General features: G+C 61.6%; 26 protein-coding genes. 11 read left to right on the plus strand and 15 right to left on the minus strand.

Translation table 11 applies throughout. The features are described from left to right. Nucleotides 1–102 precede the first annotated feature (102 nt). The 6 genes from hemA (at nt 103) to AB5I78_RS04300 (ending at nt 5,468) form a co-directional block, all read left to right on the plus strand. A complete protein-coding gene (gene hemA, locus AB5I78_RS04275) occupies nt 103–1,392 on the plus strand; it encodes a glutamyl-tRNA reductase (RefSeq protein WP_106578558.1) in 1,290 nt (429 codons plus the stop codon). Further along, nucleotides 1,389–2,471, plus strand: coding sequence for a peptide chain release factor 1 (gene prfA / locus AB5I78_RS04280; protein ID WP_119736461.1), 1,083 nt, complete (start codon nt 1,389–1,391; stop codon nt 2,469–2,471). The genes hemA and prfA overlap by 4 nt, the downstream gene beginning before the upstream one ends. Further along, nucleotides 2,472–3,302: a peptide chain release factor N(5)-glutamine methyltransferase gene (gene prmC, locus AB5I78_RS04285; RefSeq protein ID WP_369302547.1), complete on the plus strand. Its 831-nt coding sequence runs from the start codon at nt 2,472–2,474 to the stop codon at nt 3,300–3,302. Then, entirely contained in the window at nt 3,296–4,051 is a 756-nt protein-coding gene (moeB, locus tag AB5I78_RS04290; protein ID WP_145165572.1) for a molybdopterin-synthase adenylyltransferase MoeB, read from the plus strand. The genes prmC and moeB overlap by 7 nt, the downstream gene beginning before the upstream one ends. Then, entirely contained in the window at nt 4,044–4,838 is a 795-nt protein-coding gene (gene murI / locus AB5I78_RS04295; RefSeq protein WP_242194843.1) for a glutamate racemase, read from the plus strand. The genes moeB and murI overlap by 8 nt, the downstream gene beginning before the upstream one ends. Nucleotides 4,839–4,949: 111 nt before the next feature. After that, the gene (locus AB5I78_RS04300; protein WP_145165577.1) at nt 4,950–5,468 is read left to right on the plus strand and encodes an acyloxyacyl hydrolase; all 519 of its coding nucleotides are present in this window, start codon (nt 4,950–4,952) and stop codon (nt 5,466–5,468) included. 134 nt (nt 5,469–5,602) lie between these two features. Here AB5I78_RS04300 and AB5I78_RS04305 read toward each other — a convergent pair whose 3' ends face one another. From AB5I78_RS04305 to AB5I78_RS04360, 12 genes are all read right to left on the minus strand, one after another. Continuing rightward, nucleotides 5,603–5,908: a YkgJ family cysteine cluster protein gene (locus tag AB5I78_RS04305; RefSeq protein ID WP_016977069.1), complete on the minus strand. Its 306-nt coding sequence runs from the start codon at nt 5,906–5,908 to the stop codon at nt 5,603–5,605. 54 nt (nt 5,909–5,962) lie between these two features. Continuing rightward, nucleotides 5,963–6,454 (minus strand): DUF2878 domain-containing protein, encoded by a 492-nt coding sequence (locus tag AB5I78_RS04310; RefSeq protein ID WP_369302548.1) that lies wholly within the window; start codon nt 6,452–6,454, stop codon nt 5,963–5,965. After that, nucleotides 6,447–7,718 (minus strand): class I SAM-dependent methyltransferase, encoded by a 1,272-nt coding sequence (locus tag AB5I78_RS04315; RefSeq protein ID WP_369302549.1) that lies wholly within the window; start codon nt 7,716–7,718, stop codon nt 6,447–6,449. Before AB5I78_RS04315 ends, AB5I78_RS04310 begins: the two co-directional genes overlap by 8 nt. Then, nucleotides 7,705–8,514 carry a DUF1365 domain-containing protein gene (locus tag AB5I78_RS04320; protein WP_124416390.1) on the minus strand — a complete coding sequence of 270 codons (810 nt, stop codon included), beginning with the start codon at nt 8,512–8,514 and terminating at the stop codon, nt 7,705–7,707. The genes AB5I78_RS04315 and AB5I78_RS04320 overlap by 14 nt, the downstream gene beginning before the upstream one ends. Continuing rightward, entirely contained in the window at nt 8,511–9,758 is a 1,248-nt protein-coding gene (locus tag AB5I78_RS04325) for an NAD(P)/FAD-dependent oxidoreductase (RefSeq protein WP_369302550.1), read from the minus strand. The genes AB5I78_RS04320 and AB5I78_RS04325 overlap by 4 nt, the downstream gene beginning before the upstream one ends. Beyond that, nucleotides 9,755–10,537 (minus strand): SDR family NAD(P)-dependent oxidoreductase, encoded by a 783-nt coding sequence (locus AB5I78_RS04330; RefSeq protein ID WP_369302551.1) that lies wholly within the window; start codon nt 10,535–10,537, stop codon nt 9,755–9,757. Before AB5I78_RS04330 ends, AB5I78_RS04325 begins: the two co-directional genes overlap by 4 nt. Continuing rightward, the gene (locus tag AB5I78_RS04335) at nt 10,534–10,956 is read right to left on the minus strand and encodes a nuclear transport factor 2 family protein (RefSeq protein WP_369302552.1); all 423 of its coding nucleotides are present in this window, start codon (nt 10,954–10,956) and stop codon (nt 10,534–10,536) included. Before AB5I78_RS04335 ends, AB5I78_RS04330 begins: the two co-directional genes overlap by 4 nt. Continuing rightward, nucleotides 10,949–12,391, minus strand: a complete 1,443-nt coding sequence (gene phrB, locus AB5I78_RS04340; protein ID WP_369302553.1) for a deoxyribodipyrimidine photo-lyase — start codon at nt 12,389–12,391, stop codon at nt 10,949–10,951. The genes AB5I78_RS04335 and phrB overlap by 8 nt, the downstream gene beginning before the upstream one ends. Continuing rightward, nucleotides 12,392–13,321, minus strand: coding sequence for a MerR family transcriptional regulator (locus AB5I78_RS04345; protein ID WP_262210063.1), 930 nt, complete (start codon nt 13,319–13,321; stop codon nt 12,392–12,394). It abuts the gene before it with no gap. A 17-nt stretch (nt 13,322–13,338) separates the two neighbouring features. Then, nucleotides 13,339–14,298, minus strand: coding sequence for a YbgA family protein (locus AB5I78_RS04350; RefSeq protein WP_369302554.1), 960 nt, complete (start codon nt 14,296–14,298; stop codon nt 13,339–13,341). A 112-nt stretch (nt 14,299–14,410) separates the two neighbouring features. Next, on the minus strand, nt 14,411–14,626 hold the full coding sequence (locus AB5I78_RS04355; protein ID WP_106578573.1) for a TIGR02450 family Trp-rich protein: 216 nt from the start codon (nt 14,624–14,626) through the stop codon (nt 14,411–14,413). Continuing rightward, complete coding sequence (locus AB5I78_RS04360) at nt 14,623–15,609, minus strand: NAD(P)/FAD-dependent oxidoreductase (protein ID WP_106578574.1); 987 nt, start codon at nt 15,607–15,609, stop codon at nt 14,623–14,625. Before AB5I78_RS04360 ends, AB5I78_RS04355 begins: the two co-directional genes overlap by 4 nt. Nucleotides 15,610–15,820: 211 nt before the next feature. On the opposite strand from AB5I78_RS04360, the gene AB5I78_RS04365 reads away from it, so the two are divergent. Together AB5I78_RS04365 and hemH are read left to right on the plus strand one after the other, a co-directional pair. Further along, nucleotides 15,821–16,720, plus strand: coding sequence for a TIGR01777 family oxidoreductase (locus AB5I78_RS04365; RefSeq protein WP_369302555.1), 900 nt, complete (start codon nt 15,821–15,823; stop codon nt 16,718–16,720). A gap of 14 nt (nt 16,721–16,734) precedes the next feature. Next, the gene (gene hemH / locus AB5I78_RS04370) at nt 16,735–17,760 is read left to right on the plus strand and encodes a ferrochelatase (protein ID WP_106578576.1); all 1,026 of its coding nucleotides are present in this window, start codon (nt 16,735–16,737) and stop codon (nt 17,758–17,760) included. 132 nt (nt 17,761–17,892) lie between these two features. On the opposite strand, the gene AB5I78_RS04375 is transcribed toward hemH, so the two are convergent. From AB5I78_RS04375 to algW, 3 genes are all read right to left on the minus strand, one after another. After that, entirely contained in the window at nt 17,893–18,612 is a 720-nt protein-coding gene (locus AB5I78_RS04375) for a DUF4198 domain-containing protein (RefSeq protein WP_145165587.1), read from the minus strand. Between the two features lie 12 nt (nt 18,613–18,624). Next, nucleotides 18,625–20,736: a TonB-dependent siderophore receptor gene (locus AB5I78_RS04380; protein ID WP_369302556.1), complete on the minus strand. Its 2,112-nt coding sequence runs from the start codon at nt 20,734–20,736 to the stop codon at nt 18,625–18,627. Nucleotides 20,737–20,844: 108 nt separating this feature from the next. Beyond that, nucleotides 20,845–21,999: a Do family serine endopeptidase AlgW gene (gene algW / locus AB5I78_RS04385; protein WP_369302557.1), complete on the minus strand. Its 1,155-nt coding sequence runs from the start codon at nt 21,997–21,999 to the stop codon at nt 20,845–20,847. 102 nt (nt 22,000–22,101) lie between these two features. Between algW and AB5I78_RS04390 the strand changes: the two genes are divergently transcribed. From AB5I78_RS04390 to cysN, 3 genes are all read left to right on the plus strand, one after another. Then, nucleotides 22,102–22,860, plus strand: a complete 759-nt coding sequence (locus AB5I78_RS04390) for a Nif3-like dinuclear metal center hexameric protein (RefSeq protein ID WP_145165589.1) — start codon at nt 22,102–22,104, stop codon at nt 22,858–22,860. 271 nt (nt 22,861–23,131) lie between these two features. Beyond that, nucleotides 23,132–24,049 carry a sulfate adenylyltransferase subunit CysD gene (gene cysD, locus AB5I78_RS04395; protein ID WP_017137614.1) on the plus strand — a complete coding sequence of 306 codons (918 nt, stop codon included), beginning with the start codon at nt 23,132–23,134 and terminating at the stop codon, nt 24,047–24,049. A 13-nt stretch (nt 24,050–24,062) separates the two neighbouring features. Then, nucleotides 24,063–25,961: a sulfate adenylyltransferase subunit CysN gene (cysN, locus tag AB5I78_RS04400; RefSeq protein WP_369302558.1), complete on the plus strand. Its 1,899-nt coding sequence runs from the start codon at nt 24,063–24,065 to the stop codon at nt 25,959–25,961. The last annotated feature ends 93 nt before the right edge of the window (nt 25,962–26,054 follow it).

The raw sequence follows: 26,054 nt of genomic DNA on the forward strand, positions 1-26,054 counted from the left end.
CCTTTATAGGCATAAGCTACTAGGACAATAGACGACGGTGGTTGTTCTGGATCTTTCGAAGTAGGACAATTGTCGGCTTCCCGACATCATCAGCGATATTGAATGGCCTTCCTCGCACTCGGTATTAACCACAAGACTGCTTCCGTAGACGTGCGCGAGCGCGTGGCGTTTACGCCAGAGCAGTTGGTTGAGGCCTTGCAGCAGCTCTGCCGGCTCACCGACAGCCGCGAAGCTGCGATCCTTTCGACCTGCAATCGCAGTGAGCTTTATATAGAGCAGGAACATCTTTCAGCGGATGGGGTGCTGCGCTGGCTGGCCGATTATCACCATTTGAGCCTCGATGACCTGCGCGCCAGTGCGTATGTGCACGAAGAGGATGCGGCAGTTCGTCACATGATGCGCGTCGCCTCAGGGCTCGACTCGCTGGTGTTGGGCGAACCGCAGATCCTTGGCCAGATGAAATCCGCCTATGCCGTGGCCCGCGAGGCCGGCACCGTGGGGCCACTGCTGGGGCGGCTGTTCCAGGCCACTTTCAACTCGGCCAAGCAGGTGCGCACCGACACTGCCATCGGTGAAAACCCGGTGTCCGTAGCGTTTGCCGCCGTCAGCCTGGCCAAACAGATTTTCAGCGACTTGCAGCGCAGCCAGGCCTTGCTGATCGGCGCCGGTGAAACCATCACCCTGGTGGCACGCCATCTGCACGACCTGGGTGTGAAGCGCATTGTGGTCGCCAACCGAACCCTGGAACGCGCGAGCATTCTTGCCGAGCAGTTTGGCGCCCACGCCGTGCTGCTGTCGGATATCCCGGCTGAACTGGTGCGCAGCGATATCGTCATCAGCTCCACCGCCAGCCAGTTGCCGATTCTTGGCAAAGGCGCGGTCGAGAGCGCGCTGAAGCTGCGCAAGCACAAACCGATCTTCATGGTGGATATCGCCGTTCCCCGCGACATCGAGCCAGAAGTCGGCGAGTTGGACGACGTTTACCTCTACAGCGTCGACGATCTGCACGAAGTGGTTGCCGAAAACCTCAAGAGTCGCCAGGGCGCCGCCCAGGCCGCCGAGGAAATGGTCAGCACCGGCGCCGAAGACTTCATGGTGCGCCTGCGCGAACTGGCGGCGGTCGACGTGCTCAAGGCGTATCGTCAGCAGGGCGAACGCCTGCGTGACGAGGAATTGATCAAGGCCCAGCGTCTGCTGGCCAACGGCAGCAGCGCCGAAGAGGTGCTGATGCAACTGGCGCGTGGCCTGACCAACAAGTTGCTTCACGCCCCCAGCGTCCAGTTGAAAAAGCTTACTGCCGAAGGCCGCCTTGATGCGCTGGCCATGGCCCAGGAACTCTTTGCCCTCGGTGAGGGCGCGTCAGATAGCTCTTCGGATAAAAAACCGCAATGAAAGCGTCACTGCTCAATAAACTGGACGTGCTCCAGGACCGTTTCGAAGAACTGACCGCCTTGCTCGGCGATGGCGAGGTCATCTCCGATCAGACCAAGTTCCGCGCCTATTCCAAGGAATACGCCGAAGTTGAGCCGATTGTGGCCACCTACAAACACCTGATGAAAGTGCAGGCCGACCTCGAAGGCGCCCAGGCGCTGCTCAAGGACAGCGACCCGGACATGCGCGAAATGGCCGTGGAAGAAGTTCGCGAGGCCAAGGAAAAACTGGCCGAGCTGGAAGGCGACCTGCAGCGCATGCTGCTGCCCAAAGACCCCAACGACGGGCGCAACGTGTTCCTCGAAATCCGTGCCGGCACCGGTGGCGACGAGGCGGCGATCTTCTCTGGCGACCTGTTCCGCATGTACTCGCGCTACGCCGAGCGTCGTGGCTGGCGCGTCGAGATTCTGTCCGAGAACGAAGGCGAACACGGCGGCTATAAAGAAGTCATCGCCCGGGTTGAAGGCGACAACGTCTACGGCAAACTGAAATTCGAATCCGGCGCACACCGCGTGCAGCGGGTGCCGGCGACAGAATCCCAGGGCCGTATCCACACCTCGGCGTGCACCGTGGCCGTGTTGCCAGAGCCCGACGAGCAGGAAGCCATCGAGATCAATCCGGCGGACTTGCGTGTCGACACCTACCGCTCATCGGGCGCCGGTGGTCAGCACGTCAACAAGACCGACTCAGCGATCCGCATCACGCACTTGCCGTCGGGCATCGTGGTGGAGTGCCAGGAAGAACGCTCCCAGCACAAGAACCGTGCGCGGGCCATGTCCTGGCTGTCGGCCAAGCTCAACGACCAGCAGACCAGCGCCGCCGCTAACGCGATTGCCAGCGAGCGCAAGTTGCTGGTGGGTTCGGGCGACCGCTCCGAGCGCATCCGTACCTACAACTTTGCCCAGGGCCGGGTCACCGACCACCGGGTCAACCTCACGCTTTACTCCCTCGACGAGATTCTTGCCGGCGGTGTGGATGCAGTGATCGAACCGTTGCTCGCCGAATACCAGGCCGACCAATTGGCGGCGATAGGTGAATAAATGACCATCATTGCCAGCCTGCTGCGCGCCGCAGACCTGCCCGACTCGCCCACTGCGCGTCTGGATGTGGAGTTGTTGCTGGCCGCGGCCTTGGGTAAATCGCGCAGCTACCTGCACACCTGGCCGGAAAAAATCGTCAGCAGCGAACATGCGCTGACCTTTGCCGACTATTTGCAACGTCGTCGTGGCGGTGAGCCGGTGGCGTATATCCTCGGCCAGCAAGGCTTCTGGAAGCTGGACCTGGAGGTCGCGCCTCACACGCTGATCCCACGTCCGGAAACCGAGCTATTGGTGGAAGCCGCGCTGGAACTGTTGCCCGCCACGCCTGCCAAGGTTCTGGACCTGGGCACCGGCAGCGGCGCCATCGCCCTGGCCCTGGCCAGCGAACGTCCGGCCTGGCAGGTCACGGCGGTTGACCGCGTGCTCGAAGCCGTGGCCCTGGCTGAACGCAATCGCCAGCGCCTGCACCTGAAAAACGCCACGGTGTTGAACAGTCATTGGTTCAGCGCCCTGCAAGATCAAACCTTCGACCTGATCATCAGCAACCCGCCGTACATTGCCGATAACGATCCCCATCTGGTGGTCGGCGACGTGCGTTTTGAACCGGCCAGCGCGCTGGTGGCGGGGCATGATGGCCTGGATGACTTGCGGTTGATCATCGCCGAATCTCCCGCCCACTTGAATGCGGCTGGCTGGCTGTTACTCGAACATGGCTACGATCAGGCGGCGGCCGTGCGTGACCTGCTGCTTGGCGCAGGCTTTGAAGAGGTGCACAGCCGCCTTGACCTCGGTGGACACGAACGCATCACCCTGGGGCGCCGGCCGTGCTGACCGACCAGGAGCTGTTGCGCTATAGCCGACAGATTCTGTTGCAACATGTCGACATCGACGGCCAATTGCGCCTGAAAAACGCCCGCGCGTTGATCGTCGGCCTGGGCGGGCTGGGCGCGCCGGTGGCGCTGTACCTGGCGGCAGCCGGTGTAGGCGAGCTGCACCTGGCGGACTTTGACACCGTTGACCTGACCAACCTGCAACGCCAGATCATCCACGACACCGAGAGTGTCGGGCAGACCAAGGTCGATTCGGCCCTGCGTCGTCTCGCGGCGATCAACCCTGAAGTCAAACTGCTTGCTCACCGCGCAGCGCTGGATGCCGATTCACTGGCCGCGGCAGTAGCGGCGGTGGACGTGGTGCTCGATTGCAGCGACAACTTTTCCACCCGTGAAGCGGTGAACGCCGCCTGTGTTGCCGCCGCCAAGCCATTGATCAGCGGCGCGGCGATTCGCCTGGAAGGGCAATTGTCGGTGTTCGACCCACGTCGCGCCGACAGCCCGTGTTACCACTGTTTATATGGGCACGGCAGCGACACCGAACTGACCTGCAGCGAAGCCGGCGTCGTCGGTCCGTTGGTTGGCGTGGTCGGCAGCCTGCAAGCACTGGAAGCCCTGAAATTGCTGGCCGGTTTCGGTGAGCCGCTGGTAGGCCGCTTGTTGCTGATTGATGCGTTGACCACACGTTTTCGCGAACTGCGCGTCAAGCGCGACCCCGGTTGCAGCGTGTGCGGGACGCAGCATGGTTAAGAGCGCGCCCATCGGTGTGTTCGATTCCGGCATCGGCGGCTTGACCGTGCTGGACGAAATTCAGCAGTTATTGCCCCATGAGTCGCTGCTGTACGTGGCTGATTGCGGGCATATCCCCTACGGCGAGAAAACCCCGGCATTCATTCTTGAGCGCTCCCGGCGTGTCGCCGAATTTTTCCGCGAGCAAGGCGCCAAGGCGTTTGTGATTGCCTGCAACACGGCGACCGTCGCCGCCGTTGCCGATTTGCGCCAGGACTATCCCGATTGGCCCCTGGTAGGCATGGAGCCCGCCGTCAAACCCGCCGCCGCCGCCACTCGCAGCGGCGTGGTCGGTGTACTCGCCACCACTGGCACCCTGCAAAGCGCCAAGTTCGCTGCTTTGCTCGATCGCTTCGCCACCGACGTGCGTGTGATCACCCAGCCATGCCCGGGCCTGGTGGAGTTGATTGAAAGCGGCGACCTCGACAGCCCCGAACTGCGCCAGATGTTGCGCGGCTATGTCGAACCGCTGCTCAGCGCCGGCTGCGACACGATTATTCTCGGCTGCACCCACTATCCCTTCCTCAAGCCGCTTCTGGCGCAGATGCTTGCCCCGAGCATCATCCTGATCGATACCGGCGCTGCCGTGGCACGCCAGCTCAAGCGTTTGCTGGGCGAGCGTGACCTGCTGGCCAGCGGCAACCCTGAGCCGGCCCGGTTCTGGACGAGCGGTAACGTCGATCATTTAAGAAATATCCTACCTACACTATGGAAACATTCCGGAGTTGTGCGAAGCTTCGACGCGTGAAAAATTCGTGAAATACCGGGGTTAGACGCTGAACTTCTGGCTATGCGCGCGCTTCTATAGCGAGTTAGCTTGTACCAAACCATACAACTTCGTTCTCAAGGACTGTTTCTTATGAAGCGCTTGTTCTGTTTGGCTGCGATTGCGGCCGCCGTGGTAGGACACTCTGTTTCGGCCCAGGCCGCTGGCCTGGAATTTGGTGTGGGGAGCACCAGCGATTCGACCATGACCTATCGGTTGGGGCTGACATCGGATTGGGATAAAAGCTGGTGGCAGAGCGATACCGGCCGGTTGACCGGCTACTGGAGCGGCGCGTACACCTACTGGGAAGGCGACAAACGTGCGGGCGCCAGCAGCCTGTCGTTCTCGCCGGTATTTGTGTATGAGTTTGCCGGGGCATCGGTAAAACCTTACATCGAGGCCGGCATCGGCGTGGCCGCGTTCTCGCGCACACGCCTGGAAGACAACAACATCGGCCAGTCCTTCCAGTTTGAGGACCGCCTGGGCTTTGGTTTGCGTTTCACAGGTGGGCATGAGGTGGGCATTCGTGCCACGCACTATTCCAACGCGGGCATCAGCAGCAATAACGATGGGGTAGAGAGCTACTCGTTGCACTACACCTTGCCGTTGTAAATCATCAGGCACTTGCTGACTAATGTGGGAGCTGGCTTGCCTGCGATGCAGACACCTCGGTCTATCAGTTACACCGAAGTGATGCTATCGCAGGCAAGCCAGCTCCCACATTTTGATTTTCATCTACCTCAGGATCAGCGATACGCCGTCGCAATCCCTTCACGCTCGGTGAGGCATTCCGGCGCACCCATCTCGAACTCCCGGCAGATCAGCGGCCGTCGCTCGTAAATCGTGCACATCATCGTGTCCCGGTCCAGCGCCGCACACCAGCCATCATCCAGGCGCAGCATCACTTCGCCGCCCCAATCGTCCGTATCGATATAGCGCTCCGGCACGCCGGTGTCGGTGATCAGCATCACTTCCAATTGGCAACAGCAGGCCGCGCACGTCGAGCAAGTGACGGCGGGTTCGGTGATTTGAGTGTGGGGAATGTTGGTCATAGGCGCGCAGTGTAAGGCAAGCGTGTCAGGTAGGTGTGAAAGCTCTGACGGACGTCAGTGCCCCAGTTGTCGGGCGATCCAGTGCAGCATCGGGAACACCAGCGCCCAAAGCAGCGCCAGGCCAATCAGGGTTGGCGCCGTGCCGTAACCGAAACCCACGCCGGCCAATTGGCTGCCCGCGTAATAAGACAACGGCCCGCCGACCGCGCCCAACACGCTGGCGCGCCACCAGGGCTGGGCACTCCAGGCCAGGCAATGGCGTAGCGTGGTGGCGAGCAACGCCCACAGCAACACCAGCCAAAACGGGATCAGTGGCCCCGGAAAACTGAAATGAAAGACGCCAAAGGTGCGCAATGCGGTATCCACCACAGTGCCAAACAACGTGACGGCGAGGATCACCTGGCCTTCCCGCGACCATGAACTTATCCACAGCAGGTGGATGGCCAGTACTGCACCGACCACCAGCAACCATTCGCTGTCGCCCCCCAGCACACAGGCAAACCAGCCGCACTGGAACAGTACGGCGTTCGCCAGCGATTTAAGCACTGAAGCGCCCAAGCAAGGGTGGGTTGATTGCCGCCGGTTTGGCCAGCAGCAACTGCGCGGTGCCTATCGTTCGTTCCAAGAACCCACCTTCGCAGTAGCACAAATAGAATTCCCACAAGCGCAGGAAGTATTCGTCGTAGCCCAACTCGGCAAGGCGGCCATGGGCGCGGCGGAAGTTCTCATGCCACAGGCGCAGGGTTTTTGCGTAGTGCAGGCCGAAGTCTTCCATGTGCAGCAGGTTCATGTCGGTGTCGCGGCTGACGATGTGCAGCATGTTCTGCACGCAGGGCAGGGCGCCGCCGGGGAAAATATAGCGCTGGATGAAATCGACGCTGTTCTTGGCCTGCTCAAAACGCTGCTCGCGAATGGTGATGGCTTGCAGCAGCATCAGGCCGTCGCTCTTGAGCAAATGCGCGCACTGCTTGAAGTAGGTCGGCAGGAAGCGATGGCCCACCGCCTCGATCATCTCGATGGACACCAGCTTGTCGTATTGACCGGTCAGGTCGCGGTAGTCCTGCAACAGCAGGGTCACCTGGCCCTGCAGTCCCAGGGCATCGATGCGCTTTTGGGTGTAGGCAAACTGCTCTTTGGACAAGGTCGTGGTGGTGACTTTGCAGCCGTAATGCTGCGCTGCGTACAGCGCCATGCTGCCCCAGCCGGTGCCGATTTCGAGCAGATGGTCGGTGGGCTTGAGTGCGAGCTTTTGGCAGATGCGTTCCAGCTTGTTCAATTGCGCCTGTTCCAGGGTGTCATCGGGCGTCAGAAATTGCGCCGCCGAGTACATCATGGTCGGGTCGAGGAATTCTTCGAACAGGTCGTTGCCAAGGTCATAGTGGGCGGCGATGTTTTTCTGCGAGCCCTTGCGCGTATTGCGGTTGAGCCAGTGCAGGCCTTGAGTGAAGGGGCGTGCCAGGCGCGCCAGGCCACCTTCCATGGCGTCGAGCACCTCCAGGTTGCTGACCATCACGCGCACCACGGCGGTCAAGTCCGGGCTGGTCCAATAACCGTGGATAAACGCCTCGCCGGCGCCGATCGATCCGTTGGCCGCCACCAGGCCCCACACCGCCGAGTCGAGGATCTGGATTTCCCCCAGCAGGTGCGCTTCGCGGGCACCGAACACTTGGCGTTCGCCGTCCTCGATCACCACCAGCTGGCCGTGGCGCAGTTGGCTGAGTTGGCGCAGCACGGCCTTGCGCAGCAATGCGCTGGTCATGCCGTTGACGTTCAGGCGATTGGTCTTGACCGATAAGCTAGGGGATTTCATGGCGGCGATCCTTGGTATACCCGACTGCGGTGCGAGAGGCGCCATCGGCGGCCTGATGGGAAAAAATCGGTGTGCGTTTGAGCAACAGGCGCATGGCCTGCCAGTAAATGGCCAGGCACGTCTTGGCGGTCATCCACGGGAAGCGCCACAAGTAGCGATGCAGGCTGGCGCGGTTCAACGCTTCCTTGTGCAGGCTCAGCGTGGCGTCGAAAACCTTCAACTCACCTTGCCAGTCGGCCATGTGCACGCCGAGCTTGGCGGCGGGCGGGCTGAAACTCATGCGGTATTCCAGGTCGCGTGGCAAAAACGGCGACACATGGAAGGCCTTGGCCACGGCGAAGTGCTGATGCTCATCGGCGCCGAGCGCCTGGGCCGGCAGCACGTAGTGATAGCGCTCGCGCCATGGGGTGTTAGTCACTTCACACAGGATCGCGGCCAGTTGCCCATCGGCCTCGAAGCAGTAGAAGAAACTCACCGGGTTAAAAGCCAGGCCCCAACTGCGAGCCTGGGTCAGCAGGCAGATAACGCCCTGGGGCTCGCGTCCCAGCGCCTTGCCAACTTCCTGGCGCACGGCATCGCTCAAGCTCATGCCGTGGCGCGTGAATTCACGCAGGTAATCCTGCTGGCGAAAGCCAAAGGGCGCCAGGCGACCAGCGCCGGCCAGGGGCGACAGCCCGAGCACTTCGTCTTGTTCGCTCAAATCCAGGTACAGCAGGCCGATGCGGTAGCGAAAGGCGTGAGCCTTGGGCGCAAACCGGCGATGGGCGATCCAGCCGCTGTACAGGGCGCTGTTCACAGGGTTTCTCCAAAGGCTTGAGCCACGCGCAAAGCGCTGACCACGCCGTCTTCGTGGAAACCATTGGCCCAGTAGGCGCCGCAAAAAAAGGTGTTGCGCGTGCCTGCCAATTCTTCCCAGCGCGCTTGGGCAGCGACCGCCGCGAGGCTGTATTGCGGGTGCGCGTAGGTGTAGCGCGCGAGGATCTTCAGCGGGTTGATCATCGGCGTCTGGTTGAGGCTGACGCAAAAGGTGGTGGCGCTGTCGATGCCTTGCAGAATGTTCATGTCGTAAGTGACGGCGGCCTGGGTTTGGGTATCGCCGGTCAGCCGATAATTCCAGCTGGCCCAGGCGAGCTTGCGGTCCGGCAGCAGGCGCGTGTCGGTGTGCAGCACCACATCGTTGTCGGCGTAAGGCAGCGCGCCGAGGATTTCCTGTTCCGCCGTGCTGGGGTCGGCCAGCAAGGCCAGGGCCTGGTCGCTGTGGCAGGCCAACACGACCCGGTCAAACGTCTCGCTGCCGGCGGCGCTGTGGATCACAACGCCCTCGTCGGTACGCTCGACGTTATGCACCGGGCAATTGAGGCGCACCTGTTCGCGAAAGCTGCGCGTCAGCGGCTCGATGTAGCTGCTCGACCCGCCCTCGATCACGCACCACTGCGGCCGGTTGTTCACCGAGAGCAAACCGTGGTTCTTGAAAAAGCGCACAAAGAACTGCAACGGAAAGCCGAGCATGTCGGCCAGGGACATCGACCAGATCGCCGCGCCCATCGGCACGATGTAATGCCGGATAAAGCGTGGGCCGTAGCCGCCGGCTTCGAGGTAATCGCCCAGGGTCATCTCGGCGCTGATGCGTTGTTCCTGCAGGTCCAGCGGCGCCTGGCGATTGAAGCGCAGAATGTCGCGCAACATGCCCCAGAACCCAGGCGACAGGATATTGCGGCGTTGGGCAAACAGGCTGTTGAGGTTGTTGCCGTTGTACTCGAATCCGGCGCTTTGATCGCACACCGAAAAACTCATTTCGGTGGGTTTGAAGCTGACGCCAATTTGCCCCAGCAAGCGAATGAAGTTGGGGTAGGTCCAGTCGTTGAACACGATAAACCCGGTGTCCACCGCGTAGCTTTTGCCCTCAACCGTGACGTCGACCGTGTGGGTATGCCCGCCAATGCGCTCGCCCGCTTCGAACACAGTGATGTCGTGGCGACGGCTGAGCAGGTAAGCGCTGGTCAGCCCGGCGATGCCGCTGCCGATAATGGCGATCTTCACAGGTCGTCCTTCTTCGGTGGCGGGCTGCGCAACATGCGTTTGCCGATGATCAGTTGCGCACGGTTGGGCAGCTTCGACAGCGGCCACAAGGTGGCGATAAACATGGCGGGAAAGGCGATTTCCAGCGGACGTTTTGCCAGCTTGGCGAAGATATGCCGCGCGGCCTTGTCGGCGGACCAGCTCAGGGGCATCGGGAAGTCGTTGCGTTCGGTCAGCGGGGTGTCGACAAAGCCCGGGCTGATCACGGTGACGTCAATATTTTCGGGCGACAGGCTGATGCGCAGGGATTCGAACAGGTAGCGCAGCCCGGCCTTGGACGCACCATAGGCTTCGGCGCGGGGCATGGGCAGGTAGGTGACGGCGCTGGCTACGCCGACCAGGTGCGGGGAATGCCCGGCGCGCAACAGCGGCAGCGCAGCTTCGATGCAATAGCTGCTGGCCAACAAGTTGGTGCGCACCACGTACTCGACAATCGATGCATCAAATTGCTTGGCATCGACATATTCACAGGTGCCGGCGTTGAGAATGACCGTATCGACGGAGCCCCAGACCACGCCGATATGCTCGCCGATCTCACGCACGGTCTGGCTGTTGGTCAGGTCGCCGGCCACCACCAGCACTTGGCCCGGATAACGTTGGGCGAGGGCTTCCAGCGGGCCTTTCGTGCGTGAGCTGAGCGCCACGTGGGCGCCGCTGTTGAGCAGCTCCACGGCCAGCGACGCGCCGATGCCACTGCTGGCGCCGGTCAGCCAATATCGGCGGGGCGGTGTAAAGCTCATCCCATTCTCCTTTTCAGCCAACTGATGACGCGGCCGAGTACTGGCACGTGTTCGTAGAGCAGAGCGCCTGCATCGAAATAATCCCGGTGCCGGTACACCTTGTCGCGCCACATCAGGTGTGAGCAGCCTTCAACCCGGATCACCTTGCCGCTGTTCAGGCGCGGGTGGCAAAAACTCATCTTCCAGCGCAGGTAGCCTTCGCCTTCGGCCACCTGGTCGAAGCCGTGAAAGTCAAAACGCAGCTGGCTCACATTGCCATACAGCTCGGTGAAATAGCGGTGCAGCGCCGTCAGCCCGTGCACTTCATGCAGCGGGTCGGTGAAGGCGATGTCCTTGCTGTACAGGCTGTCGAGCAGGTGCAGGTTGTGCTTGTCCAGCGTCGCAAAGGCTTGGGCGAACCGGTGCAGGAAGTCACTCATGTTCGGCAACCCCCTGGCGCGAGGGCAGGCTGCGGAAGGCGGCCAGGGCGCGCGCGCGGGACTTTTTCAAGTCGACGATAGCGCGTGGGTAATCGGCCACGCCAAACAGGCCGCCAACCGCCTCGGGGTTGTGCACTTCCTTCTTGTTCAGCGCCGCCAGTTCCGGCAGCCAGTGCTTGATGAACACGCCTTCGCTGTCGAATTTTTCCGACTGGCTCAGCGGGCTGAAAATCCGGAAATACGGCGCCGAGTCGGTGCCGGTGGAGGAGCTCCACTGCCAGCCGCCGTTGTTGGCGGCCAGGTCGCCGTCGATCAGGTGGCGCATGAAGAAGCGCTCGCCTTCGCGCCAGTCGATCAGCAGGTTCTTGGTCAGGAACATCGCGACCACCATGCGCAGGCGATTGTGCATCCAGCCGGTTTCGAGCAACTGGCGCATGGCGGCGTCGATGATCGGCAAGCCGGTGCGCGCTTGCTGCCAGGCGGCGAGGTCCTTGGGCGCATCGCGCCAGGCCACTGCTTCGGTCTCGGGACGAAACGCACGGTGGCGCGACACCCGTGGATAGCCGACCAGAATGTGCTTGTAGAACTCGCGCCAGAGCAGTTCGTTGATCCACGTGATCGCGCCGATGTCGCCACTTTCAAACTCGCCCTGGTTGGTTTGCAAGGCGGCATGCAGGCACTGGCGGGGCGAAACTACGCCGGCGGCAAGGTAGGCGGACAGTTGGCTGGTGCCGGGTTTGGCCGGGAAGTCGCGCTCATCTTTGTAGTAGCTGATTTGTTGATCGGCGAAGGCGTCGAGACGGCGGCGTGCTTCGTCTTCACCGGCCGGCCAGAGCGCGCGCAAGGCTTCGCTGGGCGGCTCGAACCCGTCGACCTGTGCAGGTATCGGATCGCTTTTGAGCTTGATCGGCACCTGGACTTTAGGTGTTGCCACCAAACGGGGAAGGGCGCTGTGCAGGCGGCTGTAGCAGACCTTGCGGAACTGGCTGAAGACCTGGAAGTACGTGCCGCTTTTGGTCAGCACGCTACCGGGCTGGAAGAACAATTGGTCCAGGTAGCTGTGGAACGTCACGCCCTGGGCTTCCAGAGCCTGAGCCACGGCGGCATCGCGGCGGGTTTCGTGGATGCCGTATTCCTCGTTGACGTGGACCGACTCGACCGACAGCTCCCGACACAGCGTGCCGAGCACGGCGGGCGCCTGGTCCCAGGTCGCGGTGGTGCGGATCAGCAGGGGAATGTTCAGCTTGCCGAGCGCCTGGTTCAAGTGCTGCAGGTTGCGCAGCCAGAAGTCGACTTTGCACGGTGCGTCATCGTGGGCCAGCCACTGTTCGGGAGTGATCAGGTACACGGCCGCAACCGGGCCTCGCTGGCAGGCGGCGGCCAGGGCGGTGTTGTCGTGTAGGCGCAGGTCGGTGCGCAGCCAGATCAAATGCATTTAAAGAAGTCCACGCTGGATCAGAATCAAGTGGGCCGACAACGGGTCTTCGGCCACGAACAATTCAGGGGTTTCACGGGTTAATACGGCCAACTCGGCCTGGTGGATGCATACCGTTGGTCCGGCAATCAGCGTCGGGCAACCGACTCCGCCCAGCAGCTTGGTGAGTGTCGACACCTGCAGGGCCTTGCTCGAATACAGCAGCACGGCCCGCGGTTGCAGGTGCTCCACCGCTAACGCCAGCTCACCGACCGGCAACGGCCAATCGAAGACTTCCACTGGGCAATCGGCGCTGCTGGCCAGCCAGGCGCTGAGCCACAGATGCGGCTCCAGCGGCAGGTCCGAGTGGTTGACCAGCAGCAGCGGGGCGCCTTGCAGCTGGCGATTGTTGTGATAGATGCGTGCGCCGAACTTGCTGCGCAGCCAGGACAGGAAAAATACCCGCTCCATCTGCGCGCCGAACTGGCCTTGCCAGCGCTGCTCGAGTTCCTGGAGCAGCGGCAGCAGCAACTGTTCGCACAGGGTACGTGGCGGGTACAACGCCATGGCTTGGTTGAACGCGTCGTCGACCCGGCGTTCGGCCAACGCGCTGATGGCGCCCACCAGGTTCTGGCGCAGGGCGTGCCATTCGTTTTCGACGGTGTCGGGGCTGACCTGGGCAGAGTCGATCAAGCCTTTGACCTGACTGACCGGCACACCGCGGTTGAGCCAGGTCAGGATGGTGTGGATGCGTTGCACGTGTTCGGCGCTGAACAGCCGGTGGCCCTTGGGCGTGCGCTGGGGCACGATCAGGCCGTAGCGGCGTTCCCAGGCGCGCAGGGTCACGGCGTTGACGCCGGTCTGGCGCGCCACTTCGCGAATCGGCAGCCAGCCGTCTTGGAGGGCTTGGGCGATGTCTTCGCCGGGTTCGTCTTGCAGGGCAGCTTTCATAATGTACTTTTCATGGGTCAGATCGCATTACGCAGGCTGAGGTTTTCCGGGTGCGGTTGCAGGTAAGCCTGCTGCGCGATGTAACGGTCCGGGTGTTGGCGGAAGTGGTGTTTGAGCAGGGTCAGCGGCACCACCAGCGGCACGATGCCGGTGCGGTACTGGCCGATGACGGTTTGCATTTCCTGCTTGTCGTCGGCGCTGATCGCCTGCTTGAGGTAGCCGCTGATGTGTTGCAGCACATTGGTGTGAGTGCCGCGGGTGGCGCATTTTTTCAGGCCGGTCATCAGCTCGCTGAAATAGCCGGCGGCCAGTGCGTCGAGAGAGGTGTCCTTGCTCATGCTGCCCAGCAGGTGGCCGAGGCTTTTGTAATGCACCGGGCTGTGGGCCATCAGCAGGTATTTGTAGCGCGAGTGAAACGCCAGCAGGCGGTGGCGGGTCAGGCCCTCGGCCAGCAGTTGCTGCCAGCTGGCGTACACAAAGACGCGGGTCAGGAAGTTTTCCCGCAACACCGGGTCATTCAGCCGGCCGTCTTCTTCCACCGGCAGGTTGGGGTGGCCCGCGCAGAACGCCTGCGCGTAGATGCCGCGCCCGCCGCCGTCCACCGGTGTGCCGTTCTCACGGTAGACCTTGACCCGTTCCAGGCCACACGACGGGGACTTTTGCATGAAGATGTAGCCGCACAGATCGGTGTGTTCCAGGGCCATCTGCTGGCCGTATTCGTCCAGTGGCTGCGTAACGTTGAGTTCACGGCGCACCGTGCCGACGGCCTGCGGCTGGGCAGGGTCGCCCACCAGGCGGATCGGTTCGCGGGGGATGCCCAGGCCGATGGCGACTTCGGGGCACAGCGGCACGAAGTCGAAGTAGTCAGCGAGCGTCTGGCTGCACAGCAGGGATTGTTTGTGTCCGCCATTGAAGCGCACGTTCTCGCCTAACAGGCAGGCGCTGATAGCGATCTTCGGTTTTCCAGTGCTGGACATGTTCAAACCTCTCCGAGATTCCTGTACAAACTCTTAAGTCTGTACAACTAAATCTCATCATAGGTTTGATGCTGTACAAGTCAAATATTTTGTACAAGTATTTTCGGGCAACCTACTTCCAGCCGATTCGCCAGTCTTCGGCGTTCTGCAGGGTTTGCCAGGCCAGGCGTTCAGCACGGCGAGTCATGACGGCTTGCAGCTCGATTTCCAGCACAGTGCCTTCCTCGTCACGAAACAATTCGGTGACCAAGAAGTGTTTCTCCTTGTTGCGAGGACGCGCTGCTGTCCACTTCGACAGCAGCAGTTTGGCGGGATTGATGCGGTTCATTGCAGGTGCTCGATCAGGCGTCGCGCCGCTTCCTGGCCGCTGAGCCATGCGCCTTCGACCCGACCGGACAGGCACCAGTCGCCGCACACATACAAGCCCAGGTCAGCATCGGCCAGTACCCCGAATTCATGCGCGCTGGAGGGTCGCGCGTACAGCCAGCGATGCGCCAGGCTGAAAGAAGGCGCGGGCATGGCGCTGTGCAGCAGTTCTGCGAAGGCGCCGTGCAGGTGTTCGATGACGGCTTCTTTGGGCAAGTCCAGGTGCGCCTTGCTCCACGCGCTCGTGGCGTGCAGCACCCACGTGTCGAGGGTGGTATCGCGCCCGGGTTTGCTGCGGTTGCGTGCCAGCCAGTCAAGCGGGCTGTCCTGGACGAAACAGCCTTCCATCGGTGTATCCAAAGGTTTGTCGAAAGCCAGCGCGATGGCCCAGGTCGGGTCCATTTTCACCCCAGCAGCGGCACCCGCCAGCTTGGGCGCGGCGGCGAGCAGCGCGGTGGCCTGGGGCGCCGGCGTGGCAATCACGACGTGGCTGAACGGGCCGTGATTGCCGCCGTCGGCGTCCAGCAGGTTCCAATGCTGTTTGCCCTGGAACACTTCGGTGATGCGGCAACCGAATTCCACCGGCAAATCGTCCAGCAGCGCACGGGTGATAGCACTCATGCGCGGCGTACCGACCCAGCGAATTTGCTCGTCGGGAGAGGGCGTGAGCTGACCGGACTTGAAGTTGTACAGCTGGGGTTTCCACTGCTCGGCCCAGCCGTTGCTTTGCCAGCGTTGCACCTCGTTGACGAAGCGCCGGTCGCGGGCGGTGAAGTATTGCGCACCCATGTCCAACGCGCCGGCGTCGCTGCGCTTGCTGGACATGCGGCCGCCGCTGCCGCGGCTTTTATCGAAGAGTTGTACAGCGTGCCCCGCGTCTCGTAACGCTCGGGCGGCGGAGAGACCGGCGATGCCGGTGCCGATGATCGCGATGGGAACAGTCATGGGAGGCCTCGTTTTACCGTTGGGTACAGACTACGCCGACACCAATAGCTGTACAATATTGTTTTTTGGTATAAGTTTTGGCGTACCTGTTCTTACGGCGTGGCCTATGGTTAAAGCTGAGGCTTAACCAACAGCCGCGCCCGATTGCAATTGATCCCTGCTTATAAAATAGACCAGTGATCGGCGGCGAACGTTACATGAGGAGTGTCCCATGCATATTTTGCTGACCGGCGGTACCGGCTTGATCGGTCGCCAGCTTTGCCAACGCTGGCTTGCCCAAGGGCATCGCTTGACCGTCTGGAGCCGTGAACCGGACACCGTTGCCAAGTGGTGCGGTGCGCAAGTGTTGGGCGTTGGCCGCTTGCAAGACGTGATCGGCAGCGTGGATGCGGTGGTCAATCTGGCTGGCGCGCCCATTGCTGATCGGCCCTGGACCAAAAGGCGCAAGGCCCTGTTGTGGAGCAGCCGCATCAGCCTCACCGAAACGCTGTTGGCGTGGATGGAAGGCCAGGCGCAAAAACCGCAGGTGCTGATTTCCGGTTCGGCGGTCGGTTGGTACGGCGACGGCGGCGAGCGCGAATTGACCGAGGCCAGCGGCCCGGTGCAGGACGACTTCCCGAGCCAGCTGTGTATCGCCTGGGAAGAAACGGCCCTGCGCGCCGAAGCCATGGGCATCCGCGTGGTGCTGGTGCGCACCGGCCTTGTGCTGGCGGCGAAAGGCGGCTTTTTGTCGCGGTTGTTATTGCCGTTCAAGCTGGCGCTGGGCGGGCCGATCGGCGATGGTCGGCAGTGGATGCCGTGGGTTCATATCAAAGATCAAATCGCCCTGATTGATTTTCTTCTGCACAAGGCGGACGCCAGCGGTCCTTATAATGCCTGCGCGCCACACCCGGTGCGCAACCGCGAATTCGCCAAGACCCTGGGCCAGGTGCTGCACCGTCCCGCGTTCATGCCGATGCCGGCGTTTGCATTGAAGGTCGGGCTGGGTGAGTTGTCCGGGTTGTTGCTCGGCGGGCAAAAAGCCGTGCCCGAACGGCTGTCGGCGGCCGGTTTCACTTTTCAGTTCACTGAGTTGCACGCGGCCCTGGAAGACTTGTCCAGCCGCCTCTAGCCATAGGATGTTGCATGACGGATCACGCGTTGTTACTGGTCAACCTGGGTTCACCGGCCTCCACTTCGGTGGCCGATGTGCGCAGCTACCTCAATCAGTTCCTGATGGACCCTTACGTGATCGACCTGCCGTGGCCGGTGCGGCGGTTGCTGGTGTCGCTGATCCTGATCAAGCGCCCCGAGCAGTCGGCGCATGCCTACGCGTCGATCTGGTGGGACGAGGGTTCACCGCTTGTAGTCTTGAGTCGTCGTTTGCAGCAGCAAATGACCGCGCAGTGGACGCAGGGCCCGGTTGAGCTGGCGATGCGTTATGGCGAACCGTCGCTTGAAACGACGCTGACGCGCCTGGCCGCCCAGGGGATTAAGAAAGTCACCCTGGCGCCGTTGTACCCGCAGTTTGCCGACAGCACCGTGACCACCGTGATTGAAGAAGCCAAGCGTGTGGTGCGCGACAAAAAGCTCAACGTGCAATTTTCGATCCTGCAGCCCTTTTACGATCAGCCGGAATATCTCGAGGCACTGGTTGCGAGCGCCCGGCCGTATGTCGAGCAGGATTACGATCATTTACTCCTGAGTTTTCACGGCCTGCCCGAGCGTCATCTGAAAAAGCTCGACCCCACCGGCGGGCATTGTTTCAAGGATGCGAACTGCTGCCAGAACGCGTCGCCCGAGGTGCTTGCCACCTGCTATCGCGCGCAATGCTTCAGCGTTGCACGGGAATTTGCCGCGCGCATGGGCCTGCCGGATGGCAAGTGGTCGGTGGCATTCCAGTCGCGCCTGGGCCGGGCGAAATGGATCGAACCCTACACCGAAGCCCGCCTGGAAGCCCTGGCCCAGCAAGGCGTGAAAAAGCTGTTGGTGATGTGCCCGGCGTTTGTTGCCGATTGCATTGAGACGCTGGAAGAGATTGGTGATCGTGGGTTGGAGCAGTTCCGCGAAGCAGGGGGCGAGGAGTTGGTGTTGGTGCCGTGCCTCAATGATGATCCGCAGTGGGCTGCGGCGCTGAACACGTTGTGTGAAAGAGCGCCGCTGGCACTCTAGGCAGATTGTCGAAACGATAGAGCTCAACTGTGGGAGCGGGCTTGCCCGCGAATGCGAGGTGTCAGTCAACGAATGTATTGACTGATGCAGCGCCTTCGCGAGCAAGCCCGCTCCCACAGTGTTTTGTAGGGTTTATTCGTGATGCGGTTCACCCAGGAACGTCAGCGAACTGAACAGCCCGCGCGTCGCCACATCGGCATTGTCCTTGAGCGGGATCTCCACCTGCGCCGCGATCACATTCAACCCTTCGTTACGCACCAGCACCTGGGCGCGACCGTCTTTGTCGGTCTCGGTGCTCAAGGTGTTTGGTGCATTGCGATAGTCGCCCACCAGCTTGATCCCCGCCGCAGGCTTGCCATCCAATAGCACACGCACCGGCAGTGACCGGCCAGGTCCTACGGTCAGCGGATCCACTTCAGGCAGGATCAGCAGCTTGATCTGATCCAGCTTCGGCAACTTCGCCCCCGGCTGATAAATCGCCAGGCTGTACTTGAAGGTCTGGGTCGATGCAATCGCCCCCGGCACATGGCGGCGGCCCTGGTTGATCCACTTCTTGTCCGGCGTCTGCGACCACATGCCGTTATCCAGGGCGACCGCTAAAACGGCGGGCGATTTGAGCGGCTTGAGGCGTGCGTGGTCGGCAAGGCGTTCTACGCTGACCGGGATCATCCTGGCGCTGGCGTCATACGCCCAGGCGCCACTGATTTTCTCGGCCTTGAAGGCGTTGTCCTCGGCGCCGTGGCCGTAGATCACTTCGATATTGCCGCGCCGCTGTTCGGTCCACAGGCCGTGGGCAGAAACTTGGCTGGCAAACAGCAGGCCGAGCACGGCCAGGGATTTCAAGGCTTGCATGGGAGCGTCCTTTTACAGGTTGAGGGTCAGGCTGACGGTGACGTTGCGCGGCTCACCGGGCGTGACCCAGTAGTTGCTGTAGGAGCGCTCGTAGTACTTTTCGTCGAATACGTTGTTGAGATTCAGGCCCACGGTGACGTTGTCGCTGGCTTTGTAATGCGCCAGCAGGTCGACGGTGTGGTAGGCGGGCAGTTCGAAACGACTGCCGGCCTCGCCGGAGCGGTCACCGACGTAGGTGAACGCTGCGCCCAGGTCCGAGCCGCGCAACACGCCATTCTGGAATTCATACACGCTCAGCATGCTGGCGCTGCGCTTGGCCACGCCGAGAATTCGGCTGCCGGTGGGGATGGCTTTGTCGCCCTTGGTCACTTCGGCGTCGATGTAGGCGAAGGCGCCGATGACGCGTACGGCGTCGGTCACTTGCCCGCTCAGTTGCAGGTCTACACCCTGGCTGCGCGCCTTGCCCATGGCGCGCTGGGTGTCGGTGGCGGGATCGAGGGCGAGGACATTTTTCTTTTCGATGTGGAAGGCGGCGAGGGTGGTGCTCAGGCGATCGTCGAACAGCTCGCTCTTGAGCCCTATTTCATAACCGACGCCTTCTTCTGGCTCGAAGGATTTACCGCCGGCATCCAGGCCGTTGTTCGGTTTAAACGACGTTGACGCGTTGGCGAACACGCCGACCTGCGGCGTGAGCTGGTAGAGCAAGCCGGCGCGTTGGGTCAGGGCATCGTGGGTTTGCCGGCCCTTGGCGTGGTTGCGGGTGAAGTCATCGGTGCTTTGTTCGACGTGCTCGAAGCGCGCACCGAGCATGCCGCGCAGGCGGTCGGTGAAAACGATCTGGTCCTGCAGGTTCAGTGCCTGGCTCTTCACCTGTTCGAAAACGTCGGTGCCGGAGCGCGCGCCGTTGGGTTTGGTCTGGCCATAGATCGGTTTATAGATGTCGATGGGGTAGAGGCTGCCGGCAATCGCCGTCACGCGTTCTTTTTTGCGGTAGTCCTCGTACTCGCTGCCGATCAGCAGTTCATGCTGCCAACTGCCGATATCGAACAGGCCGCGCAGTTCGAGCTGGGTAATGCTGTCATGCCAGCCGGTGGAGCGTTGGCGGTAGCGGCGGTTGACGGTGTGGCCGTCGGCATTCAGCGCGCGGCTTTCCGAGGCGTCGCCCCACAGGCTGCCCTGTTTATAGTGGCTGGCGAGGCGCAGTTGCCAGGCGTCGTTGAGGTGGTGTTCCACGGCGGCCTGGAGGCGGTTGTTGTGGTTGCGGATGTTGCCGTCGTTGGGCTCGCCGAGGAAGGTGGAGCGGGACATGCCGTGCGGCGCGACGATGCCACGGTCGAAGGTTGAGCTGTGGCGCACGAACTCGCTTTCCACAAGCAGGTGGGTGTCCGGGTCCAATTGCCAGCTGAAAGACGGCGCGACGAATACGCGCTTGGCGTCAACGTGATCGCGAAAGCTGTGATTGTCTTCCACCGCCAGGTTCACGCGCGACAGCATGCGGCCGTCGCTGTCCAGTGGCGTGTTCACATCAAGGGCTGTGCGGTAGCGGTCCCAGCTGCCGGCACTGGTTTGCACGGTGGTGAAGGCTTGCGGCTGGGGTTTTTTGCTGACGATATTGACGGTGCCGCCGGGATCGCCACGCCCGTAGAGGCTGGCGGCGGGGCCTTTGAGCACTTCAATGCGCTCGATATTGGCCGCATCTGGCGTGCTCGGGTAGCCACGGTTGGCGCTGAAACCATCCTGGTAGAACTGCGAAGTGGTGAAGCCGCGCACGCTGTACTCATAAAGCGTCAGGCCGCCGAAGTTGTTTTGCTTGGACACGCCGCCGGCGAATTCCAGGGCGCGCTCGACATTGGTGCTGCCCAAGTCGTTGAGCACCGTGGCGGGAATCACGCTGATCGATTGTGGGATGTCACGCAGGGCCGTGTCAGTTTTGGTCGCGCTGGCAGAGCGGGTGGCGCGATAGCCTTTGACGGGGCCCGTGGCAGATTCATAGGTGTCGCCGGTGACGCTGATGGTGTCCAGTTCGACAGTGTTGTCTTTGGCGTAGCTGTTTTCGGCGTAGGCGGGGTCGAGCAACAATCCCAAGGCCAGACCAGCCAGTGGGGTAAATCTACGAGGCGGCATGATAGAGCGTTCCAATGTCTATATTGAAACAATATAACATGCCTAATGAGAATGGATTTCTTTTGAAATATTAGGTTACAGGAGCCCGCGAACGGGCTCCCAACCCCGTTATTCCTCTTCTTTCACCGGCGCCGGCGGTGGGCGCAGGCCGATTTCTGCCAGCAGTTTGAGCTCTTTGCCGTTGCGCATTACCTGGATTGCCACCTTATCGGTCGGCTTGATCCGCGCGACCTGGTTCATCGACTTACGGCCATCACCGGCCGGTTCACCATCGATGCTGAGGATCACATCGCCCAGTTGCAGGCCGGCTTTCTGCGCCGGGCCGTCGCGGAAGATCCCGGCGACCACGATGCCCGGGCGTCCGGTCAAACCGAACGACTCAGCCAATTCCTTGGTCAGCGGCTGTACTTCGATGCCCAGCCAGCCGCGAATTACCTGGCCGTGCTCGATGATCGACTTCATCACTTCCATGGCCAGCTTCACCGGGATCGCAAAACCGATGCCCTGGGAGCCGCCGGATTTGGAGAAAATCGCCGTATTGATACCGGTCAGGTTGCCATTGGCATCCACCAACGCGCCGCCGGAGTTGCCCGGGTTGATCGCCGCGTCGGTCTGGATAAAGTCTTCGTAGCTGTTGAGCCCCAGCTGATTACGCCCGGTGGCGCTGATGATGCCCATGGTCACCGTCTGGCCGACGCCAAACGGGTTGCCGATCGCCAGTGCCACGTCACCGACGCGCAGCCCTTCGGAGCGCCCGATGGTGATCGAGGGCAGGCTTTTCAAATCGATCTTCAACACCGCGAGGTCGGTTTCCGGGTCGCTGCCAACCACGCGGGCCAGGGTTTCGCGGCCGTCGCGCAGGGCCACGACAATCTGGTCGGCACCCGTGGTCACGTGGTTGTTGGTGAGGATGTAGCCTTCGGGGCTCATGATCACGCCGGAACCCAGGCTGGATTCCATGCGGCGCTGCTTGGGGCCGTTGTCGCCGAAATAGCGGCGAAATTGCGGGTCTTCAAACAGCGGATGCGCCGGTTTGTTGATGACCTTGGTGGTGTACAGGTTGACCACGGCGGGTGCGGCGATGACCACGGCGTCCGCATAAGTCACCGGACCTTGCACCACCGAACTGGTTTGCGGTGCCTGTTGCAGGTTCACATCAAGGCTGGGTAAGCCCACCCACTGGGGATAACGCTGAATAATCAGCATCGCGATCAGCACGCCAGCCAACAATGGCCATCCAAAAAAACGCAGTGCCTTAAGCATCAAGTAAGTCCTGACAGGTTGCAGGGGGCGGGAGAGCGCCCATAATGTCGCGCATTATACGAGGCTGCGAGCGCCTCGGAACGGGATATTTAGGAGTCTTTTATGGCCGTCCCCCTTACCACCCTCGTCGAGGAAGCGGACCGCTACCTTGGCAGCGCAAAAATTGCCGATTATTGCCCCAATGGCCTCCAGGTCGAGGGCCGTCCGCAGGTGATGCGCATCGTCAGCGGCGTGACCGCAAGCCAGGCGCTGCTGGATGCCGCGGTCGAAGCCCAGGCCGACCTGGTGCTGGTGCACCACGGTTATTTCTGGAAGGGCGAAAACCCGTGCATCACCGGCATGAAACAGCGCCGCCTGAAAACCCTGCTCAAGCACGACATCAGTCTGCTCGCCTACCACCTGCCGCTGGACCTGCACGCGGACGTGGGCAATAACGTGCAACTCGCCCGGCAGCTGGACATTACCGTCGAAGGCCCGCTGGACCCGAGCAACCCCAAAATCGTCGGCCTGGTCGGTTCCCTCGCCGAGCCCCTGTCGCCCCGCGACTTTGCCCGCCGTGTGCAGGACGTGATGGGCCGTGAGCCGCTGCTGATCGAAGGCAGCGAAATGATCCGCCGCGTTGGTTGGTGCACCGGCGGCGGTCAGGGTTACATCGACGACGCGATTGCGGCAGGCGTCGACTTGTACCTGAGCGGCGAAGCTTCCGAGCAAACCTTTCACAGCGCGCGGGAAAACGACATCAGCTTTATTGCCGCCGGGCACCACGCCACCGAGCGTTATGGCGTGCAGGCGTTGGGCGAGTACCTGGCGCGGCGTTTCGCGCTGGAGCATCTGTTCATCGATTGCCCGAACCCGATCTAAGCCTCGCCGCAGGCCCAATGTGGGAGCGGGCTTGCCTGCGATAGCATCACCTCAATTTACCTGACTGACCGAGGTGCCTGTATCGCAGGCAAGCCAGCTCCCACAAAAGCCAGCTCCCGCAGTTGACCGGGTTTCACGCCAAACCAGGTGGCATATTCATATACCGTTTCGATCTAGCCAGCTCCCTGAATAGAAGAAGGTGCTGTGCTAGCATGCCCCGCTCGAACACGGCCCGCTGGCCGTCCATAAGATCGTTTTTCCGTGAGTAGCCATGGTCGACAAACTGACGCATCTGAAACAGCTGGAGGCGGAAAGCATCCACATCATCCGCGAGGTCGCCGCCGAGTTCGACAACCCGGTGATGCTCTACTCGATCGGTAAAGACTCCGCCGTGATGCTTCACCTGGCGCGCAAGGCGTTCTTCCCGGGCAAGCTGCCGTTCCCGGTGATGCACGTCGACACCCGCTGGAAATTCCAGGAGATGTACAAGTTTCGCGACAAAATGGTCGAAGAGCTTGGCCTGGACCTGATCACCCACGTCAACCCGGACGGCGTGGCGCAGGGCATCAACCCGTTCACCCACGGCAGCGCCAAGCACACCGACATCATGAAAACCGAAGGCCTCAAGCAGGCATTGGACAAGCATGGTTTCGACGCAGCCTTCGGCGGTGCCCGTCGCGATGAGGAGAAATCCCGCGCCAAAGAGCGCGTGTACTCGTTCCGCGACAGCAAGCACCGTTGGGACCCGAAAAACCAGCGCCCGGAGCTGTGGAACGTCTACAACGGCAACGTCAACAAGGGCGAGTCGATCCGTGTGTTCCCGCTGTCCAACTGGACTGAGCTGGACATCTGGCAGTACATCTACCTGGAAGGCATTCCAATTGTGCCGCTGTACTTCGCCGCCGAACGCGACGTGATCGAGAAGAACGGCACGTTGATCATGATCGACGACGACCGCATCCTCGAGCACTTGTCCGACGAAGACAAAGCCCGAATCGTCAAAAAGAAAGTACGTTTCCGTACCCTGGGCTGCTACCCGTTGACGGGCGCGGTGGAGTCCGAAGCCGAGACGCTGACGGACATCATTCAGGAAATGCTCCTGACGCGAACTTCCGAGCGCCAGGGCCGTGTCATCGACCACGATGGCGCAGGCTCGATGGAAGATAAAAAACGTCAGGGTTATTTCTAAGGGGCTGTCACCAATGTCGCATCAATCTGATTTGATCAGCGAGGACATCCTCGCCTACCTGGGCCAGCACGAGCGCAAGGAAATGTTGCGCTTCCTGACCTGCGGCAACGTCGACGACGGCAAGAGCACCCTGATCGGGCGCCTGCTGCACGACTCCAAGATGATCTACGAAGATCACCTGGAAGCCATCACCCGCGATTCGAAGAAATCCGGCACCACCGGCGATGACATCGACCTGGCCTTGCTGGTCGACGGCCTGCAGGCCGAGCGCGAGCAGGGCATCACCATCGATGTGGCCTACCGCTACTTCTCCACCGCCAAGCGCAAATTCATCATTGCCGACACCCCCGGCCATGAGCAGTACACCCGCAACATGGCCACCGGCGCCTCCACCTGTGACCTGGCGATCATTCTGATCGACGCGCGTTATGGCGTGCAGACCCAGACCCGTCGCCACAGCTTTATCGCCTCGTTGCTGGGCATCAAACATATCGTGGTGGCCATCAACAAGATGGACATCAACGGCTTTGACCAAAGCGTATTCGAGCAGATCAAGGCCGATTACCTGAAGTTTGCCGACGGTATCGCGTTCAAGCCAAGCACCCTGGCCTTCGTGCCGATGTCGGCGCTCAAGGGCGACAACGTGGTGAACAAGAGCGAGCGTTCGCCCTGGTACACCGGCCAGTCGCTGATGGAAATTCTCGAAACCGTCGAGATCGCCAACGACCGCAACTACACCGACCTGCGTTTCCCGGTGCAGTACGTCAACCGTCCGAACCTGAACTTCCGTGGTTTCGCCGGCACCCTGGCCAGCGGCATTGTGCACAAGGGCGACGAAGTCGTGGTGCTGCCGTCGGGCAAGAGCAGCCGCGTCAAATCCATCGTCACCTTCGAAGGTGAGCTGGAGCACGCAGGCCCTGGCCAGGCCGTGACCCTGACCATGGAAGACGAGATCGACATCTCCCGTGGCGACCTGTTGGTGCATGCCGATAACGTGCCGCAAGTGACCGACGCCTTCGACGCCATGCTGGTGTGGATGGCCGAAGAGCCCATGCTGCCGGGCAAGAAATACGACATCAAACGCGCGACCAGCTACGTGCCGGGTTCCATCACCAGCATCGTGCACCGCGTGGACGTGAACACCCTGGCCGAAGGCCCGGCGAGTTCGCTGCAGTTGAACGAGATCGGCCGGGTCAAGGTCAGCCTCGACGCCGCCATCGCGCTGGACGGTTACGACAGTAACCGCACCACCGGTGCGTTTATCGTCATCGACCGTTTGACCAACGGCACGGTGGCCGCGGGCATGATCATCGCGCCGCCGGTCCAACATGGTGGTTCAGCACAACACGGCAGCCTTGCTCATGTCGCCACTGAAGAACGCGCTCTGCGCTTCGGCCAGCAGCCGGCCACCGTGTTGTTCAGCGGCCTGTCGGGCGCGGGCAAGAGCACCTTGGCCTACGCGGTTGAGCGCAAGCTGTTCGACATGGGCCGTGCGGTGTTCGTACTGGATGGCCAGAACCTGCGTCACGACCTGAACAAAGGGTTGCCGCAGGATCGAAGCGGCCGCACTGAAAACTGGCGTCGCGCTGCTCACGTGGCGCGCCAGTTCAACGAAGCCGGCCTGCTGACCCTGGCCGCGTTCGTTGCCCCGGACGCCGAGGGCCGCGAACAGGCCAAGGCGCTGATTGGCGCCGACCGCCTGCTCACCGTCTATGTGCAAGCGTCGCCGCTGGTGTGCGCCGAGCGTGATCCGCAAGGCCTGTACGCGGCGGGTGGGGATAACATCCCTGGCGAGTCTTTCCCGTACGACGTGCCGTTGAATGCCGACTTGGTGATCGACACCCAGGCCACGTCGCTGGAAGACAGCGTCAAGCAAGTGCTGGAGCTGTTGCGTCAGCGCGGCGCGATCTAAACCTCGCCGCCACAAAAAAAGCCCGCCACCGATGACTCGGTGGCGGGCTTTTTCATGGAGTCTTGAAGACAACTCGGCCAACTGTGGGAGGGG

This window comes from Pseudomonas sp. N2-3-1-14 (assembly GCF_041228395.1).
GTDB lineage: Bacteria > Pseudomonadota > Gammaproteobacteria > Pseudomonadales > Pseudomonadaceae > Aquipseudomonas.

What these genes read in the sequence shown, in the direction of transcription:
- hemA (WP_106578558.1), top strand. Translation starts at nt 103, where the DNA reads ATGGCCTTCCTCGCACTCGGTATTAACCACAAGACTGCTTCCGTAGAC.
- prfA (WP_119736461.1), top strand. Translation starts at nt 1,389, where the DNA reads ATGAAAGCGTCACTGCTCAATAAACTGGACGTGCTCCAGGACCGTTTC.
- prmC (WP_369302547.1), top strand. Translation starts at nt 2,472, where the DNA reads ATGACCATCATTGCCAGCCTGCTGCGCGCCGCAGACCTGCCCGACTCG.
- murI (WP_242194843.1), top strand. Translation starts at nt 4,044, where the DNA reads ATGGTTAAGAGCGCGCCCATCGGTGTGTTCGATTCCGGCATCGGCGGC.
- AB5I78_RS04300 (WP_145165577.1), top strand. Translation starts at nt 4,950, where the DNA reads ATGAAGCGCTTGTTCTGTTTGGCTGCGATTGCGGCCGCCGTGGTAGGA.
- AB5I78_RS04305 (WP_016977069.1), bottom strand. Translation starts at nt 5,908, where the DNA reads ATGACCAACATTCCCCACACTCAAATCACCGAACCCGCCGTCACTTGC.
- AB5I78_RS04315 (WP_369302549.1), bottom strand. Translation starts at nt 7,718, where the DNA reads ATGAAATCCCCTAGCTTATCGGTCAAGACCAATCGCCTGAACGTCAAC.
- AB5I78_RS04330 (WP_369302551.1), bottom strand. Translation starts at nt 10,537, where the DNA reads ATGAGCTTTACACCGCCCCGCCGATATTGGCTGACCGGCGCCAGCAGT.
- AB5I78_RS04335 (WP_369302552.1), bottom strand. Translation starts at nt 10,956, where the DNA reads ATGAGTGACTTCCTGCACCGGTTCGCCCAAGCCTTTGCGACGCTGGAC.
- phrB (WP_369302553.1), bottom strand. Translation starts at nt 12,391, where the DNA reads ATGCATTTGATCTGGCTGCGCACCGACCTGCGCCTACACGACAACACC.
- AB5I78_RS04345 (WP_262210063.1), bottom strand. Translation starts at nt 13,321, where the DNA reads ATGAAAGCTGCCCTGCAAGACGAACCCGGCGAAGACATCGCCCAAGCC.
- AB5I78_RS04350 (WP_369302554.1), bottom strand. Translation starts at nt 14,298, where the DNA reads ATGTCCAGCACTGGAAAACCGAAGATCGCTATCAGCGCCTGCCTGTTA.
- AB5I78_RS04355 (WP_106578573.1), bottom strand. Translation starts at nt 14,626, where the DNA reads ATGAACCGCATCAATCCCGCCAAACTGCTGCTGTCGAAGTGGACAGCA.
- AB5I78_RS04360 (WP_106578574.1), bottom strand. Translation starts at nt 15,609, where the DNA reads ATGACTGTTCCCATCGCGATCATCGGCACCGGCATCGCCGGTCTCTCC.
- AB5I78_RS04365 (WP_369302555.1), top strand. Translation starts at nt 15,821, where the DNA reads ATGCATATTTTGCTGACCGGCGGTACCGGCTTGATCGGTCGCCAGCTT.
- hemH (WP_106578576.1), top strand. Translation starts at nt 16,735, where the DNA reads ATGACGGATCACGCGTTGTTACTGGTCAACCTGGGTTCACCGGCCTCC.
- AB5I78_RS04375 (WP_145165587.1), bottom strand. Translation starts at nt 18,612, where the DNA reads ATGCAAGCCTTGAAATCCCTGGCCGTGCTCGGCCTGCTGTTTGCCAGC.
- AB5I78_RS04380 (WP_369302556.1), bottom strand. Translation starts at nt 20,736, where the DNA reads ATGCCGCCTCGTAGATTTACCCCACTGGCTGGTCTGGCCTTGGGATTG.
- algW (WP_369302557.1), bottom strand. Translation starts at nt 21,999, where the DNA reads ATGCTTAAGGCACTGCGTTTTTTTGGATGGCCATTGTTGGCTGGCGTG.
- AB5I78_RS04390 (WP_145165589.1), top strand. Translation starts at nt 22,102, where the DNA reads ATGGCCGTCCCCCTTACCACCCTCGTCGAGGAAGCGGACCGCTACCTT.
- cysD (WP_017137614.1), top strand. Translation starts at nt 23,132, where the DNA reads ATGGTCGACAAACTGACGCATCTGAAACAGCTGGAGGCGGAAAGCATC.
- cysN (WP_369302558.1), top strand. Translation starts at nt 24,063, where the DNA reads ATGTCGCATCAATCTGATTTGATCAGCGAGGACATCCTCGCCTACCTG.